The sequence below is a fragment of the Halobacterium sp. GSL-19 genome (assembly GCF_016917855.1).
In the GTDB taxonomy this organism is placed as follows: Archaea; Halobacteriota; Halobacteria; order Halobacteriales; family Halobacteriaceae; genus Halobacterium; species Halobacterium salinarum.
In genome coordinates, this window is the sequence record NZ_CP070376.1 from 23,597 (window position 1) to 39,165 (window position 15,569).

Sequence of the window (15,569 nt, forward strand, 5' to 3'; positions counted from 1 at the left end):
TCCCGCGCCCGCGAACTCGCCGTCTTTGAGAGGGTGACGAGTTCGAGGGCGTGGAAGGGCGGCCATTAGTCCGCGTCGACCGGGGTTTTCTCACGGCCTGCAGTGAGGAGTGCGACGTCGCCGGTGGACTCGACCTCGTTGATGCCAAGGTGAAGGAGTCGACGGATCACCTCGCTTTTCTTGAGGTTAGTCCGGTCGGCGGCAGCCTCAATGTCGTTAACGAGGCTGCTGTCGGCCCGGGCCGTGAGTTGGTCATCATACATTTCGCATCACGTCAATGTGTTGCACTGCGGTACTATAAAGCTACCGTAGTGGTGTAAAACTCCACTCATTGAGTGGTGGGTTTGTTGAGTGGGGTAATTTATATGTGGTGCAGTGTAGTACACTGTTGTATGAAACGGACCGAGCAGGTCTCTACCAGCGTCACGCCCGAAGAGAAGAAGGCCATCCGGATGGCTGCCGCTGAACGCGACGAGGACATGGCAAAACTTCTCCGCAAACTTGTCTACACGTTCCTTGAGGAGGAAGGGTACGACACCTCGGGAAATCTGAACCGGGCGGCGACGAAAGCTGATTGACGCCGCCATCTGCTTGTCCTCCTCGCTGATGAGCATCCATGACGACCAACACCCACCATATACTTAGCCGACGGGAGAAATTTCGAGCAAATCAGGATGGCGAGTCCCACACCTCGACCGGTTGGTACGTCCGCGCCCGCGACTCACCCACCGCCTTGATCTGATTATACGACTCCAGCTTCGAGAGGTAGTCACCAACCCGCCGCTCTCCATTCGCCTCCTGTTCACCGACACGCTCCCGGTACGCCGCGTAAATGTCTGTGCGACTCGCATCTCCCAAGTCCTCCACGATGTCGAGCACAACGCGTTCGTGGCGATGCAACCGACTCCGCGTCTTTCGGCGGATGCGATCCCGGGCGGCCGACAGCCCTGCGGATACATCGCTGGGCGTTATCACCGTGTGGCCTTCGTGGCGCGCGTGGTCAGCCGCCGCCCGCAGGCCTTGAATCGCCTCCCGCGCGTTCCCGCCTGCCTCGCGCGATAACTCCCAAAGGCGGTCGTCGCGACACACCCGGGGGTCCAGGCCGGCATGGGCCCGCGACTTCAGAATCCCCACCAACTCCTGCACGGAGTACGGCTCGTAGGGGATGGTCGCGCCAAGCTCAATGCCGGCGTCCCGCAGTCGGGTTTCGTACCGGGCTCGGTCGTTGACGACGAGGACGAGCGCGACGCCCATCATCGCGTCGAGGTGTTCGACGATGTCGAGGGTGTCGAGTTGGTCGGCCTCGTCGAGCACAACTACGACGCCCTGGCCCGGGCGTGCGTCCCGAACATCTTGTCTGAGGACGGTAAGCGGCGTCTGGGGTTGGACGAGGCGGGGGCTACCGAGTTCGTCGAGGAGGCGGCCGAACGTCTGGTAGGGTCGGTGATGTGTCCACGTGTCGATGTACGCGGTCGCGGTGGGTGTGTGGGTGCGGAGGTCGTCGAGGACGAAGCGGCTGGTGGCAGTCTTGCCAGTGCCGGGCGGGCCAGCGATGAGGACGGGTTGCGGGGAGGTGCCGTTCGCGAGTGGCATGAGCGCGCTGGAGAGCGCGGTGGTTTCTGCGTCCCGGGTATCGTCCAAGTCGCCGGGCACCCATCCCTCATCGAACACAGACGGATCGGTGAGCATGCACGTGACGACTCCAGGGAGGTGTTTAATTGCTGGCGGGCCGCGCTGAAAGTGAAACTAAAACAGGCCGCGGTGATTACGCCGACGGCGAGCCGGCGTTGTCAGCGGTGAAATGCTCCTGCCACCACGTCGTGCGCGCGAACCGCTGGCCACAAAACGGGTCATGCTGGAGTTCGTCGATGCCTGGGGACGGCTCCTCAGTGAGGAGCACGCGCGCGCTGCAGTGCGCGCACTCCAAATATTTCGGCTCGCCGAGTTTGAACCCGTCCTCAGATATTGGGCTCTGCGAGCGCGTGATCTCGAACTCAGTACCTGGGTCCCAAACCGACTGAACGTTCGATGAACGGTTACTGGCTGTCATTACGCATCCCCGTGTTGATGTCGCCTGGGCCAGTCGTGACCGACATCACTCCTTCCCGGTCGTTGTCGAGGGAGTCGTGGGGGCAGGTGGTCGGCTGGATGCGGGTCTTGAGGCCGGTGCGGCCGCAGGTGTCGCATTCGACGATCGCGCTGTCAGTCATCGTTGGCCTCCGTGGGATCGATGTCGTGAAGGTCCTGAAGGGCGCGCTCGATGTCGGTGGTGCGTGGACGGGCGACCGGCGTGATGTCGCGACCGTCGACGGCAATGCTGGCGCGCAGGCCACGGGGCGTGATCTGGAGGCCGTCGGCGGTCTCGACGACGCGGGCGTCGTAGGCTTGTTCGACGCGGCGCTGGCCGTCCGCTCGCGTGTAGAGGACGTGGATTGTCCACTGCTCGGCGTGCCCTTGCTTGTGGCCGGCGAGGACGTCCGTGTCGCCGGCGACGCTGCGCTCGATGGTGTGGAGGACGGCGTGGTACTCCGTCTCGGCGGCGGCCACGTCGGCTCTCGGGGCGTTGTCGAGCCACGCCTGGGGGATGGGGCGGGGGTCGGTTTCGTTGTGCAGTGCTTCGATGCCGTCTTTGGCGTTGAGTTGTTTCGTACTCATTGCTGGATTCTCCAGCACGGTCGAGGGCGTTGGCCCGCCCGCGACCACCTTCGTTCTGTGGTGGCCGGATCCCGTGCTCTACCTAAAGGTACGGCACGCCAGTACTTAATTCTTTGCTTCGTCAAGCATTTTAGTCAAATACAGGCCTAACGTTTATATCGTCAACGCGCAATAGTCATGCCAGAGGGGCGAAAATATGCCACCCAGAATGGCGCACGAACTCAACGACGCCGACGAACAAATCCTCAACCTCCTCGCCAGCGGCCGAAACCTCCCTCAGAACCTCGCCACCAAGACCGGATACTCTCGACAGTACGTCCAGAACCGGCTCCAAATGCTCAAAGCCGCTGACCTCGTCGACAACCTCGGCGGCGGCCTCTACGAGATCACCGACGATGGCCGCCATCGCATCGACGCCTCGTCCAGCCAGCTCGACGTCGACGAGTTGCGGGACGCGGTTACGGACGCCCGCGACGCCTACGAGAGCGTGAACGGCGACGGCGTCGAGGACGCCCTCGACCGCATGGAGCGTCTTCTGGCTGAGTGAGGCGACTGGACGGGCGTACAACTACTGGCCGACGGGGAAGATTGTGAGTTCTCCAGTGGAGTTTACCATCGACCCCCGGGGGGTTTGGGGGGTATTGGAGGTCGACGGAAACAATGAAGTAGGGATCGGGTGTAGGAGTGTTCACGTGGCTGAATTGGTCATGGTTTCAGATGGACCCTTGTGGGGTTGAAGCACGTCCTCTACGTCCGCCGAGACGGCCAGCGCCGCGGTTTCAGATGGACCCTTGTGGGGTTGAAGCTCGCGGATGAGGTATGGGTTCGCTCGACCGTCTTTGTTTCAGATGGACCCTTGTGGGGTTGAAGCGTTGGCGGCGATGCTGACGGGGACGGCCCGGTGAACGTGTTTCAGATGGACCCTTGTGGGGTTGAAGCGAACACAGGGACTCCATATCGGTCAAAGCGACGAGTTTCAGATGGACCCTTGTGGGGTTGAAGCATCCGCAGGAGCGTGAGTTCAGGTGACGGTGAGTTTCGTTTCAGATGGACCCTTGTGGGGTTGAAGCGCAAACAAGCTCACCGAGGGCTACATGGCCGACGAAGTTTCAGATGGACCCTTGTGGGGTTGAAGCACCGGCTCGGCGATGACCACCCTGACCATGCCAACTGTTTCAGATGGACCCTTGTGGGGTTGAAGCAACGGGTGCTCGACCGATCATGATCGGGCTGGCCGAGGTTTCAGATGGACCCTTGTGGGGTTGAAGCAGCGCTAACTCGGTGAGTTTCTCCGGCGCTGTATCGAGTTTCAGATGGACCCTTGTGGGGTTGAAGCGCCAATGACGCCCCGGTTTAAGTGCCCGGAGTGTGGCGTTTCAGATGGACCCTTGTGGGGTTGAAGCTCGCATCGATGCACGTCCACGATCTCCACGGGCGGGGTTTCAGATGGACCCTTGTGGGGTTGAAGCAGCGACTACCAGCATCTCAAGACGTACTCCTCGAGTTTCAGATGGACCCTTGTGGGGTTGAAGCTACGTCGAAACCCGCCAGTTGAACGGTGAGGGGTCGGTTTCAGATGGACCCTTGTGGGGTTGAAGCCCGCAGGTGCGACCAAATTCGACCTTGTTGCCACAGCCGGTTTCAGATGGACCCTTGTGGGGTTGAAGCGTCCTGTGGGAGGTAGCGGTCTACGATGAGGTGTAGTTTCAGATGGACCCTTGTGGGGTTGAAGCGTGATCGTGGTCGCGATGGCTGCGGTGATCGCAGCGTTTCAGATGGACCCTTGTGGGGTTGAAGCATCACGGCCGGCTGTACCCGAACCTCAACGACCTCGGTTTCAGATGGACCCTTGTGGGGTTGAAGCGATAAGTGCCATCATCATAAGGGCGTGAATGGTGAGTTTCAGATGGACCCTTGTGGGGTTGAAGCGATGGGCGGAACCACTGCCGCCCTGTCGCCCACATCGTTTCAGATGGACCCTTGTGGGGTTGAAGTCGATCCTTGACGGGGTAGCTCAGGTCTCCGCCACCGGGACCGGCTCACTGACCAACGGGCCGGCGGCGTGGGCTTGATCCTACCTCCGGTCGGTGTGGGCGCGTTCCCTCTGTTAAGCGACGGCTGTCTCCGGGTTAGGGAAACGTCCGGATAAACTGGATTCCAGCGGCAAGTGTCACAGACCAGCTAAGAACACGTGCAATGCGCCACAGCTGTTGGTTTTGGAAATCTGTGACGAAGTATCCCATATTTGCGATTCCAACGACGCCGAGTCCAAGCAGGAACGTACTCAGTAACAGCCAGCGTCGGATTGAACGTAGTAGCACCGCTTTCTCGGAGGGCATGGAACGTGTGTTCAATGCGACCAGTAACAATCTACCGATACTCAAGCCTGGATTGCTGACGCCATCGAAAAGACACTTGAGCGCGAAGCTCAGGAGAGAGCTGCGGGAACCCCGGCCAAGCGGTGACGACAGCTGACTGAGTGTGCAACGTGGTCGTTGTCACTGTCATACGAGAGCTAACCGTGACCGAGTTAGCTGATGGGGAAGATTGTGAATTCTCTAGTGGAGTGGGGTTTTCCATCGACCCCCGGGGGGTTTGGGGGGTATTGGAGGTCGACGGAAACAATGAAGTGAAGACCAGGTGTAGGAGTGCTCACGTGGCTGAATCGGCCATGGTTTCAGATGGACCCTTGTGGGGTTGAAGCAGGGACGCAAGATCGTACGTCGACACCGTCGTCCCACGTTTCAGATGGACCCTTGTGGGGTTGAAGCTTGCAGGGTGTCCTCGTCGCGCTCCTCGAACTCGTCGTTTCAGATGGACCCTTGTGGGGTTGAAGCCAGAGAGAGGGTAGCCAGCCGGACAGGCTGGTGTTGTTTCAGATGGACCCTTGTGGGGTTGAAGCGATAAGTGCCATCATCATAAGGGCGTGAATGGTGATGTTTCAGATGGACCCTTGTGGGGTTGAAGCGAACCCGCGTAGTGTTCCACCACGCAATGCGCTGTTGTTTCAGATGGACCCTTGTGGGGTTGAAGCCGATGCCTGGCAAGATGGCTGACAAAATTGGGGCTCAAGTTTCAGACGGACCCTCATGGGGTTGAATCGGCGAGCGCAGTAGCCGACGTCCCACCTCACAGCCGAGGTTCTTGACATAGTAGATGGTAGATCCTGTCAAGGTTGGATTCTGAGGAACGGGTTTATAATTGGGATTCGATACGTCAAAATATGATCGATCCAACTCAAGCCGTGTGGTACGGGACAGCGGTAATTGCGTCCCTCCTTGTCCTCGTGCTGTACTATACAGCCGGCAAAAAGATCCTGGACTTCTTCGACTGGCTCCGATCGGTCGCATACTAATCCCCTATCCTCTGGGACCAGCTGGTGGGTACTGGCTCGGATCCCCTCTGGGTAGACTGTACCACCAGCCTCCTGGCTGAGTGAGGCGGCTGGACGGGCGCACAACTACTAGCCGAGGGGGAAGATTGTGAGTTCTCCGTGGGGTGGAGTTTACCATCGACCCCCGGGGGGCTTGGGGGGTATTGGAGGTCGACGGAAACAATGAAGTAGGGATCGGGTGTAGGAGTGTTCACGTGGCTGAATTGGTCATGGTTTCAGATGCACCCTTGTGGGGTTGAAGCCACGAAAGAGCCTCCCCCAGGCCGAACTGCTGCGTGTTTCAGATGGACCCTTGTGGTGTTGAAGCATGGAACTCACCCTGCAAAGCGAACCAACCACACGGTTTCAGATGGACCCTTGTGGTGTTGAAGCATGGAACTCACCCTGCAAAGCGAACCAACCACACGGTTTCAGATGGACCCTTGTGGGGTTGAAGCACGTACTCAAGGTAGGAGGAGAGTACGTCGCGGGCAGTTTCAGATGGACCCTTGTGGGGTTGAAGTGGAGACGGTGTCCTCGAAGGGGCCGAGGATCATTAGTTTCAGATGGACCTTTGTGGGGTTGAAGCATCCGACCCATCCTGCGAGGGAGTGCCCGAGTACGAGTTTCAGATGGACCCTTGTGGGGTTGAAGCACCCGCGCCAACGCTACATCCGACAACTCCACCCTCCCTCGAAACACACCCCAACTTGGTCGACAAGGACACCACCGTCGCCAGCGACGTCCCACATGCACAAGACGGAACATCACCCCCCACATCGACTACGCGTTCGTACCCGGACACCGAATCAAGCAGGAGACAGAGATCACGGACAGCAGGCACAACGACTGGATCGACGCGAGCGATCACACGCCCTACTGGAGACGACCTGAAACAACCCGCTCATCGAACTCCGAACACGGGGTGGTAGGAAGCATTCCGGGTGTCCACTAGCAAGTACCGCGAGTTTCCGACCGTGACTTCGTCTGTCCACCCGTCCGGGTCGGTGTTGACCTGCGCCCCCGGATGCTTCCCGATGTCGCCCGCATCCAGATCTCCACCAAGCAGGTCGGCTCGCTCCTCGTCGGCGAGGCAGGCGACCACGTCCTCGTAGTCCTCAATCTCATCGATCATGTGCTCGCCCTCCAGTTCCGACATCGACGCCGAGGCGACGGCATCTGCCAGCCGCTCGTCGCCGGGCTCCAACTCCCCGTCGAACAGCGACTCGTAGAACTCGCTCACGATGTCGGAGACCATCGTCGACTCGTCGATGGTGCCGTCCTCCGCGTGTCGCCGCAAGACGTGGCCGGTCTCGCGGAGAAGGGGCAGGGCGTCGCCGCCGTCACCGCCGTGGATCACCAGCGACGGAATGGCGCTCCCGTCGTCAGGTTCGGCGAGCCGCCAGACGACCACCTCGCCCGTCTCACCACCGAACGAGCGATTGCACCGGCCGCCAGACTGGACGATGTTCGGGATGGGCGCGTAGTCGCGGAACACGATGTCGAAACTCACGTCGACGCCGGCTTCGACGACGCTCGTGGAGACGAGGACGACCGACTCGCCGCCATCAAGCAGCGGGCCGGGGTCGTCCTCGTCGCCCGCCTTGTCGTCGTAGAGGGCGTCGATGAGCAGTTGACGGTCGTCGGGGCGCACGTCACCCGAGAGGAACGCGTAGACGGTGTCGGCCTCCCGCTCGGCCACGGCGTCGAGCGCGAGTCGCCGGAATTCGATGGGGCTCGGCAACTCCCCGGTCTCGGCCACGTAGTCGTGGAGAAGACGACCGAGTTCGACCGGCTCGTTCTCCTCCACGCCCCCCACTGGCGTGACGTACTGGTAGAGTTCTTCAGCACTCGCTCGCGTGTTGCAGACGGCGAGGACGTCCCGGCCGTCCCCTGCCGCTTCGGACATTCGACCGCCAGCGGTGGGATAGTCGAGCGTCGCGTACTCATCACCCCGATCCGTCCGGACAGTGTCGTGCAGTCGGTAGGTGACTCTAGGGTGATCGGCGAGGAAGTCCGTGTACTGGTCAGTGTCGTCGGTGAGCGCTCGCGTGGTCAATTCGTCCGAGCCGTACTTGACGAGGCCGGGCTGTGTCGCCGTCATCAGGATCACGGTGGCGTCGTAGGTGCCGACGAGCAACTCGACGAGCGCGGGGACGATCTGCCACCAGTCTTCGGGAATGGCCTGCGGCTCGTCGATCACGACGACGGACTCGCGGAGAGACGGCACACGGGTCGCCTGTCGCGCCGTCGGGGCGGCGAGCGACTCGAAGAGCTGGACAGTGGTCGTTAGAGTGAGCCCGCTTAGCCACGACTCAGCGTGGAGAGCGCCCGGTGAGCGGCCGATGTCGGTGTCGGTGTAATGGTCACCGAGTCCGGTGTAGGTGTTCGAGAGGTGGTGGTGGAGGGTGAACGTCTTGCTGTAGGGACTGACGCCGAAGACGGCCTGGATCTCGCTCGCGGTCTGGTCGAGGATGCTCGTGTACGGGAGGACGTATACCAGTCTGCTGTCATTGATGTCGGCCGCCCGGAGGCCCGCGGAGAGCCCGGCGTACGTCTTTCCGAATCCGGTCGGAAGCGTGATCAGGCCCACATCGTCGGACTCGACGAGTCCTTCGACGTTCTCTGTCGCGTCTTTCCGGGCCTGGTCGCGGAGATCGTTGAGATCCGCCAGTACGCCCTCTCCGTCGTCGAGATCGTCGACGTGCTGGTCGAGAGCTTCTTTGTCGGGGAGTGTCCCGCCGATGTCGTCGTCTTCGAGACCGCTCGCCGCGGTCTGGTCGGCCAGCTTGAGTGCCGTCCAGAGTCGAACCACGTCCCCGTAGTAGCCATCCACCGCGTTTCCATCAGCAATTCGGGCGAAGTACATCAGATGGTCGTGGGTGCCGCCGATTGGTTCCGTGCGGTCGTCGTGCCATTCGAGGAAGTCCTCCCACGATCCCTCTCCGCCGGTTGCGGCGCGGATGATGCGGTCGGCCCGCTCCGGCACCTCGTCGCCGATGTCGTTGAATTGCTCGCCGACGCGCTCGTACTTCTCTCGGACTTTGCCGGTGGTTCGACCGTAGTTCTCCGCCAGTTTGGAGGGCTCCGGTGGGGACTGCGTGTCGTGGTGGCCAGCGACCACGAGCGTGGCTACCTCGGCGGCGTGATCGCCGATCTCGCCGCGGCATTCCAGCAGACAGTAGAGGGTGACGAGGGCGCTCGGAAAGGCGTGGTACCGGTACTCGTCCGAGTGCTGGAAGGGATCGCCGCGGAGGTGCTTCTGGGCCCAACTGGTCAGCTTGGCGAAGTCGTGAGTGAGGCCGATCGTTTCCGCGACCGACTCTGCCGGTGTCCCGTCGGCCAATATCTGCCCGCGGCAGGCCTCCATCATTCGGTCGGCCACCGTCTGGAGGTGTCCCTCGTCGTCGAACTGACCACCTTCACCGATGAGGAGCGTCGGCTCGCCGCCGTCGGTCTTGGCCGGGTGCGAGATGTACTGCTCGAAGGTCATCATTCGCGTGTCAGTAGAGGACGACTTCGTGGTCGCCGACCGCGTGTGTTCGCGAGGCGTCAACCGGGAGCCGGTCGTCGCCAGTGGCGTACGTGATGTTGCCGAACGCGGTCGTCCGCCGACCGCCGTCGGTCGCCTCCATGTAGAGCGGTGCTCGCTCGCGGTTAACAGTGATGCCAGGTCTAGGGACGACCGCAGAGTCGTCGTACGCAGCGGAGTCGACGGCGTCCGTGTCGCCAGGCTTGACCGCGTGGGTGTCCACGTTTCGGATGTCGGCGATGCACTCGGAGAGGCCGAGTGCCGGCGAGTAGTGGTACCGCGAGTTTTCGAGCCGTTCCCGCAGTTCGTCGTGAACGTCCTCGTCGTTGAGTGCGACGTAGACGCGGTACACCGGGTCGACGAGCATCTCGTAGGTGTCGCGCTGACGGTCGTACTTCACATAAGACTCGGGCGTCAGCATCTCCGCCCCGTGGTGGTAGCTCTTCTCGTGGGGGAGATATTTGATGGTGACGTCTGCATCGGTGTTGACTGTCGTAATCCCCATCGTGTATGTGTGCGATAACTCCTTCGGGACGACCGCGATGGCGGACGACGACGGGGAGAAGAGGTCGTAGTAGCTGTCCCGCGGCATTCCCATTATCCCGGCGAGAAGGCCGGCGACGGTCGTCCGCGGCGGGACGCGGTAACTGGGCTTGGCACTGTTGTTGCCTACTTTCCGGAAGTGGGCGAAGTCGGCGGTCACGTCGAACCCGATGCAAGTGTTGGGGATGAACCGCGAATCCGATGGCTCATCTTCGTTGTCTGCTGATGGTGTGTTGTCGCCGTCGGACGCGTAGTCGGTGAGGTCTTGTTGCGTCATATGTGGAGAGGCGGGCAGTAATGTCAGTTCGTGTACCGCTCGTACACGTCGTAGGTGTCGACCGCCTCGACACCGAGGGCGTCCTCGAGGGCGGCATAGAAGGCCTCACGGTCGCCCGTCTCGCCGTCGGGGAGCGCGAAGTCCACGGCACTGTCGGCGGTGATGTGGACGGTGTCGATTCGGGCCTCGTTGTCGGCGAGCGCGGTCACGAGCTCTGAGACATCGAGGTGGAAGTCGTCCGTCCCCCGGATCTCGTCTTCAGGCAGGTCGCTGGCGACGCCGATGCGGTCGTTGAGACGTCCGATTTCGAAGCCGTCCCGCTCGTACTCGACGCGGACGTAGAGACGGGGCTGCTGACCGGCCTTCGAACGGGTGACGGTCTGATTCTTCAGTGCCCGCCAGCAGAGCGTGTCAAGCCGCTCGACGTCTTCCTCGCTCAGGCGAGTGTCCGCAGCGGCGTTGTCGTTGATGCGGCCGCCGAAGCCGATGACCCCGTAGCTGATACGGTTGTCCGTGGCGAACGTGCCCTGATCCTTCTTCCCGCCTTCCTTGTCGTCGTCCTCGTTGGCGATGACCGTGGCGAGCTGCTTGGATTCGGTGTTGCGGGCGACCTCGTGGTAGCTGCGGCCGTGGTTGAACTGAACCGGCCCCTCGAACTGGTCTGGGAGATCGTTGGCTAACTCCGTGTCGAGCGAGATAGTAGCCCCGAAGTATCGGACGTCGGCAGCCGTTTTGACGAACGCATTGAGGAGTTCCTCGGGCTCCGCCTCGTCAGTACTAATACCCATCTCCGCCTCGACGGCGTCGTACATCTCCTCGCGGGTCAGCACGTCGTCGTTGGGGTTGGCGATCAGCACGACGTGGTCATCCTCCACGAGCTGGTCGCGGAGGTACCGCTTGAGCCGGACGTCGGTGACGACGCACTGACCGGTGACGGGGTCGATGCGTGGCTCGTTGTCGGCGGTGAGCGGGTCGCCGTTGGGGTTGGTGTCCTTGGCGTCGATCACGAATGCGATTTCGGAGCGGTTCTGGATCGTATTGTCGGTGTTTTCTGTCATTGGTGGTGGTGTGTTTGGTTGATCAAAGGGGTCAGTCGTCAGTCTGTGCCTCGGCCGCTGCCGCTTTGGTTCCGTCCTCGTCTGCGTCGTCGAGTGTGGTGTCGTTCTTCCCGTAAGTGAGGCCGAGACCGTAGTGCATCCGGAGGTCGTCGGTCGAGAGCGCCCACTCCTTGGGGGTCTGTCGGTTCACGATATCGTTCAGCCGCGTGATGTAGCGGTCGTTCATCAGCATTCCCGCGTTCTCGTCACTGTCCGAGTAGTGCGCGTTCTTCTCCAGCACCTTGCCGAGCGTGGTGTTGAATCGCCGCCGCGTCATCGCGTCGATAGGATGCTGGCGAATGACGGTTCGGGAGATTCCGTTGCGGCTCTGGTAGGCGGCCACGCGGCCGACCAGAGCGCCGAGGAGGAACGCCGCGCGGCGTTCCTCGTCTTCGTCGAGGGCGGGATGGCTGTCGATGAACTGTTCGAGTCGGTCGTCTCTGTCGCTGAAGTCGGTCGTATTGCTCATGTGTTCAGTGCTTGCTGAGCTGGTTCGTGGGTCGTCCGAGGACGTGTCGCCGAGGACGCCCGCGCTGGCGAGTGCCTGCATCTGGACGTACTGGCGGGTGAGCAGTGACTCCGGCAGCTCGTTACCGTCCTCGAACGCGCCGCGCTGCGTGCTGATCAATCGGGGAACGTACTGTGCGAGAAGCCAGTCCGGATCCATCTGGCCGTCGGAGGCGAGGGCGGTACTCGTCCCCTCTGCGCGGAGGTCGGTCGTCCCGTGGTCGTCCCTGTCTTCGTCCGTACTCTGGTGGCGGAAGGTACTCTGGAAGTACCCCCCCGTGAGGACGCCGGTGACGACCGGCGTGTTCGTCCGCAGGTACTTGCTGCCCTGCTCGTCGTCTCCGTCGTCAGTCAGCCGACCGTACGGTGGCGAGGGGAACAGGGGCGGGCTGTCGCCGTCCGGCGCGACGAGGCCGTTGGTCAGCACGTCGGTGTGTGCCCGCTGGATGGCGCGAACCCGACTCGGGTCGACGCACGGTTCCTCCTCGATGAACTTGCGCTTTCTCCCCGGCTCGTAGACCGCCATGTAGTGGATCTGGAGGTCGTCGTGCAGCGGATTGACGGGGTTATTGACCACGTCGTCGAGTACGTCGACGATCGTCCCGCTGTTGTCCGTGGCGTCCATCGCCAGTTCGTACAGCGCCACTGCCTGTTCGACCGACGGTTCTGAGACGTACGGGACGTAGTAGGCCGCTGTGTTCTCGCCGAGGATTTGGATGAAGTTTTCCAGCAACGGCGCGCCGGATGCCACGGCGAACGCTGCCTCGGCGGTAAGCGGGCGCTGTTGCCAACTCTTGTCCACGACGAGATTTGGGAATTTCTCGGCCATCTTCCCCTTGTACCGCTCGAGCGGGGAGTCGCTCAACCCGAACACCTCGCCCGTGTTCCCGGTGATGAGTCCCCGACCGTCGCCGGATGCATCGTCGGCCGCCGAGTACGACCGCATCCGCTTCTCGACCCACCTGTAGATCATTGCATCGTTCAGCACCTCCACCTCGCCCGGATAGATGTATCCGCCAGTGCCGGGGAGCTTCAGGCGCACGGAGAGGACGCCGTTGAACTCGTCTCCGAATGTCTCTTGAAGAAAATCCGTGACGTTTTCCTCGATGGTGTCCATCAGGTCGCTATCTTCTCCGACCTCTCTGAGGCCTTCGAGGATCCAGCCGTCGTCGTGGTCTTCAGCCACATCCGCGACGGAGTCGGACGCCGCCCAGCGGTCGAACAGCTGTCTGACGTACTTGTCGCAGTCCTCGGACGACTTCGATACATCATGTGCCAAGGACATGTTGTGGCCGGCCGCCCGACTGCCCTGTCGGCTGAATCCGACTCGGAGCATCTTCTCGCGGTCGAGCGACTCGACGACGAACGGGGACACATCGTCGTCCGGTCGTTCGTCCAACTCGCTGGCCTTGCCAAATGTCGGACTGTCGCCAGTGAGATCGACGAGGACGCTGAACAGGCCGACCTCCTGCTCGTAGTACCCGGTGCGTGACTCGTTGGTCATCCTCTCGACGTACCGGTCGTCGATGGGCACATCATACTGCTTCGCCGTGTTCAGCGCATGGAGTTTCCCGTATAGGTAGGCGACATCGTACAGCGAGGCCATCGGACGGTCCAGGAGTACCTCCTCGATGTCGTCCGTGTCTCCGTCGGCGTCGAGGGCGATGTCACTCATCGTTCTCCAGTTGCTTGTTGAGGAAGCCGAAGCCGAGCGGCGTCCGGCCGCCGATGCCGACGTCCAACGCGAGGTTCAGGTGGCGGCGGTGGTGGTCGTCGCGGACGCGATACGGGAACCGCCACTTCGACACCAGCACCGTCCACTCCACGTCACTCGACAGCTGGACGTCGAGCCAGAGCTTCTTGATCATCTCGTACGACTCGAACAGCGGCGCGTCGACCTCCTTTGGCCCCGGGTCACCGTCCGGCATGAACCGATCGTGGTTGCGCTGGAGTTGCGTCTCCACGTGATCGAAGAACGCTTCCATCCCGTGCTCTGGCCGCCAGAACGTCTCGTCGTGCGTGTCGGGGTTGTCGAGGTACTGCGGCGGCGTGACGGCGTACACGCCGGTCGCAGTCTCGAGGACGCCCTCGGTGCCAGGTGGGCCGACATCGGGATCGAGCGCTCGTGTGTCCGTCACGCTGAACGGCATCCACCCCGCGTGCACCTCTGGGTTCTCGAGGAGGTCGGAGACAATGTATGCCAACTGCTCTTCGCGGGGAGTGGCGACCAGCAGTTGGCGTTCGTCGCCCTCTTCTAGATCACCCCATGGGAACGGGTTGGAGAACGAGAACCCGGGTGTCTGTGCGCCGTGTTCGTCGTATGGGGTGTCGCGGAGCGCGTCCCACATTCGCGCCCGGAGTCGGCCGTGGTATTCCGGGTCGTAGGTGGCGTCTATCTCTGCCTCCAAGTCGATTAGCACTCTCATCGCATCACTTCCACCATATCAGCGCTGTCGGCGGGATAAAACGGTGAAATCTGAAGCCCGCGCCAAGAGCGGTCGGTCAAGCGAGAAACCATACCGGTAATCCAGACCCTACCGTTCTAATACTTGTGGCTGACAGTAGTTTTGATTTTACCAGCTCTATTTCACCGCATGGACTAACTCGCCGCCGTGGGATACCCGGGATAATGGCCCCGCAGAAGGAACTGAATCCAGCGTCCAGACGAGAACCCCCCTGACCGGCCGGGGAAAGAACACCCAGCGTCGTGTATCCGGCCGACGCGCGAGACGTCCACTGATGTCGCCGGGTGGCCAGATCTCTTTCGAATGCTATTCAATTTCCGGGTCGCACTCAGGCGCGGACCCCCGTATCATTTCGATCATCCTGGAGTGCAAGCGACTGGGCTTGAGGTGTGTCATGGGCTTCGTGAGGCCGACTTCGAGGAGGCCGCAGCCAGGCGACACCTCTGAAATATAGGACCTAAATTCGAGAGTACTGCTAGTCGACGGGGAGGATTGTGAGTTCTCCAGTGGAGTGGGATTTTCCATCGACCCCCGGGGGGTTTGGGGGGTATTGGAGGTCGACGGAAACAATGAAGTAGAGATCGGGTGTAGGAGTGTTCACGTGGCTGAATCGGTCATGGTTTCAGATGGACCCTTGTGGGGTTGAAGCGCCGCTCATGTCGAACTCGGCGGCGCCGGCGAACAGGGTTTCAGATGGACCCTTGTGGGGTTGAAGCGCGGCATACCGCCAGCTCCTCGAATCACGGGACGGTGTTTCAGATGGACCCTTGTGGGGTTGAAGCCCAACCCACAGGCCCGACCCGATAGCGAGCAGCGAGGTTTCAGATGGACCCTTGTGGGGTTGAAGCTGCCCGTACCAAGGGTTATGGCCACGCGATTGGAATGAATGGGTATGGGAGTAGACGGAGACAACCCGGAGGATACCGACAACGCCGAGATGCTCCCCGACGAAGCCGCAGTCCTCCCCGAACGAGGCGAGGCTCTCGGCGACGCCGACGACGACCAGCTCCTCACCACCGAGGACACTGCCGAGCGTCTTGGCATCGACCTCGACTAGCAGTAGTCTTGATTTTACCAGCTATACCTCATTGCATGGACTAACTCGCTGCCGTGGGATACG

General features: G+C 61.6%; 14 protein-coding genes and 3 CRISPR repeat arrays. Of the genes, 4 read left to right on the forward strand and 10 right to left on the reverse strand.

Annotated features, from left to right (window positions below; genetic code table 11):
* Positions 1 to 65 precede the first annotated feature (65 nt).
* Positions 66 to 263, reverse strand: a complete 198-nt coding sequence (locus tag JT689_RS01550) for a hypothetical protein (protein WP_205250777.1) — start codon at positions 261 to 263, stop codon at positions 66 to 68.
* A gap of 129 nt (positions 264 to 392) precedes the next feature.
* Between JT689_RS01550 and JT689_RS01555 the strand changes: the two genes are divergently transcribed.
* A complete protein-coding gene (locus JT689_RS01555) occupies positions 393 to 578 on the forward strand; it encodes a hypothetical protein (protein WP_205250778.1) in 186 nt (61 codons plus the stop codon).
* Positions 579 to 669: 91 nt separating this feature from the next.
* Here JT689_RS01555 and JT689_RS01560 read toward each other — a convergent pair whose 3' ends face one another.
* The 4 genes from JT689_RS01560 to JT689_RS01575 form a co-directional block, all read right to left on the reverse strand.
* Positions 670 to 1,689, reverse strand: a complete 1,020-nt coding sequence (locus tag JT689_RS01560) for a Cdc6/Cdc18 family protein (RefSeq protein WP_205250779.1) — start codon at positions 1,687 to 1,689, stop codon at positions 670 to 672.
* 76 nt (positions 1,690 to 1,765) lie between these two features.
* Positions 1,766 to 2,050 (reverse strand): hypothetical protein, encoded by a 285-nt coding sequence (locus JT689_RS01565; protein ID WP_205250780.1) that lies wholly within the window; start codon positions 2,048 to 2,050, stop codon positions 1,766 to 1,768.
* Positions 2,037 to 2,210, reverse strand: coding sequence for a hypothetical protein (locus tag JT689_RS01570; protein WP_205250781.1), 174 nt, complete (start codon positions 2,208 to 2,210; stop codon positions 2,037 to 2,039). Before JT689_RS01570 ends, JT689_RS01565 begins: the two co-directional genes overlap by 14 nt.
* The gene (locus tag JT689_RS01575; protein ID WP_205250782.1) at positions 2,203 to 2,655 is read right to left on the reverse strand and encodes a hypothetical protein; all 453 of its coding nucleotides are present in this window, start codon (positions 2,653 to 2,655) and stop codon (positions 2,203 to 2,205) included. Before JT689_RS01575 ends, JT689_RS01570 begins: the two co-directional genes overlap by 8 nt.
* A 208-nt stretch (positions 2,656 to 2,863) precedes the next feature.
* Between JT689_RS01575 and JT689_RS01580 the strand changes: the two genes are divergently transcribed.
* Positions 2,864 to 3,202 (forward strand): hypothetical protein, encoded by a 339-nt coding sequence (locus JT689_RS01580; protein ID WP_205250783.1) that lies wholly within the window; start codon positions 2,864 to 2,866, stop codon positions 3,200 to 3,202.
* Positions 3,203 to 3,365: 163 nt separating this feature from the next.
* Positions 3,366 to 4,650: a CRISPR direct-repeat array (repeat unit 30 nt; unit sequence GTTTCAGATGGACCCTTGTGGGGTTGAAGC).
* 679 nt (positions 4,651 to 5,329) lie between these two features.
* Positions 5,330 to 5,757: direct repeats of the CRISPR family, unit length 30 nt; unit sequence GTTTCAGATGGACCCTTGTGGGGTTGAAGC.
* Between the two features lie 121 nt (positions 5,758 to 5,878).
* Complete coding sequence (locus tag JT689_RS12410; RefSeq protein ID WP_267875135.1) at positions 5,879 to 6,010, forward strand: hypothetical protein; 132 nt, start codon at positions 5,879 to 5,881, stop codon at positions 6,008 to 6,010.
* Between the two features lie 922 nt (positions 6,011 to 6,932).
* On the opposite strand, the gene JT689_RS01585 is transcribed toward JT689_RS12410, so the two are convergent.
* The 5 genes from JT689_RS01585 to cas6 are packed head-to-tail and all read right to left on the reverse strand — an operon-like array spanning position 6,933 to position 14,410.
* Positions 6,933 to 9,521, reverse strand: coding sequence for a DEAD/DEAH box helicase (locus JT689_RS01585; protein WP_205250727.1), 2,589 nt, complete (start codon positions 9,519 to 9,521; stop codon positions 6,933 to 6,935).
* 10 nt (positions 9,522 to 9,531) lie between these two features.
* Positions 9,532 to 10,380, reverse strand: a complete 849-nt coding sequence (gene cas5b / locus JT689_RS01590) for a type I-B CRISPR-associated protein Cas5b (protein ID WP_205250728.1) — start codon at positions 10,378 to 10,380, stop codon at positions 9,532 to 9,534.
* A gap of 23 nt (positions 10,381 to 10,403) precedes the next feature.
* Positions 10,404 to 11,438, reverse strand: a complete 1,035-nt coding sequence (cas7b, locus tag JT689_RS01595; protein WP_205250729.1) for a type I-B CRISPR-associated protein Cas7/Csh2 — start codon at positions 11,436 to 11,438, stop codon at positions 10,404 to 10,406.
* Between the two features lie 31 nt (positions 11,439 to 11,469).
* Positions 11,470 to 13,659: a TM1802 family CRISPR-associated protein gene (locus JT689_RS01600; protein ID WP_205250730.1), complete on the reverse strand. Its 2,190-nt coding sequence runs from the start codon at positions 13,657 to 13,659 to the stop codon at positions 11,470 to 11,472.
* The gene (gene cas6, locus JT689_RS01605; protein WP_205250731.1) at positions 13,652 to 14,410 is read right to left on the reverse strand and encodes a CRISPR-associated endoribonuclease Cas6; all 759 of its coding nucleotides are present in this window, start codon (positions 14,408 to 14,410) and stop codon (positions 13,652 to 13,654) included. Before cas6 ends, JT689_RS01600 begins: the two co-directional genes overlap by 8 nt.
* A gap of 657 nt (positions 14,411 to 15,067) precedes the next feature.
* A CRISPR array of direct repeats spans positions 15,068 to 15,297; the repeat unit is 31 nt; unit sequence GGTTTCAGATGGACCCTTGTGGGGTTGAAGC.
* A 44-nt stretch (positions 15,298 to 15,341) separates the two neighbouring features.
* Here cas6 and JT689_RS01610 point away from each other — a divergent pair.
* Positions 15,342 to 15,506, forward strand: a complete 165-nt coding sequence (locus JT689_RS01610) for a hypothetical protein (RefSeq protein WP_205250732.1) — start codon at positions 15,342 to 15,344, stop codon at positions 15,504 to 15,506.
* The last annotated feature ends 63 nt before the right edge of the window (positions 15,507 to 15,569 follow it).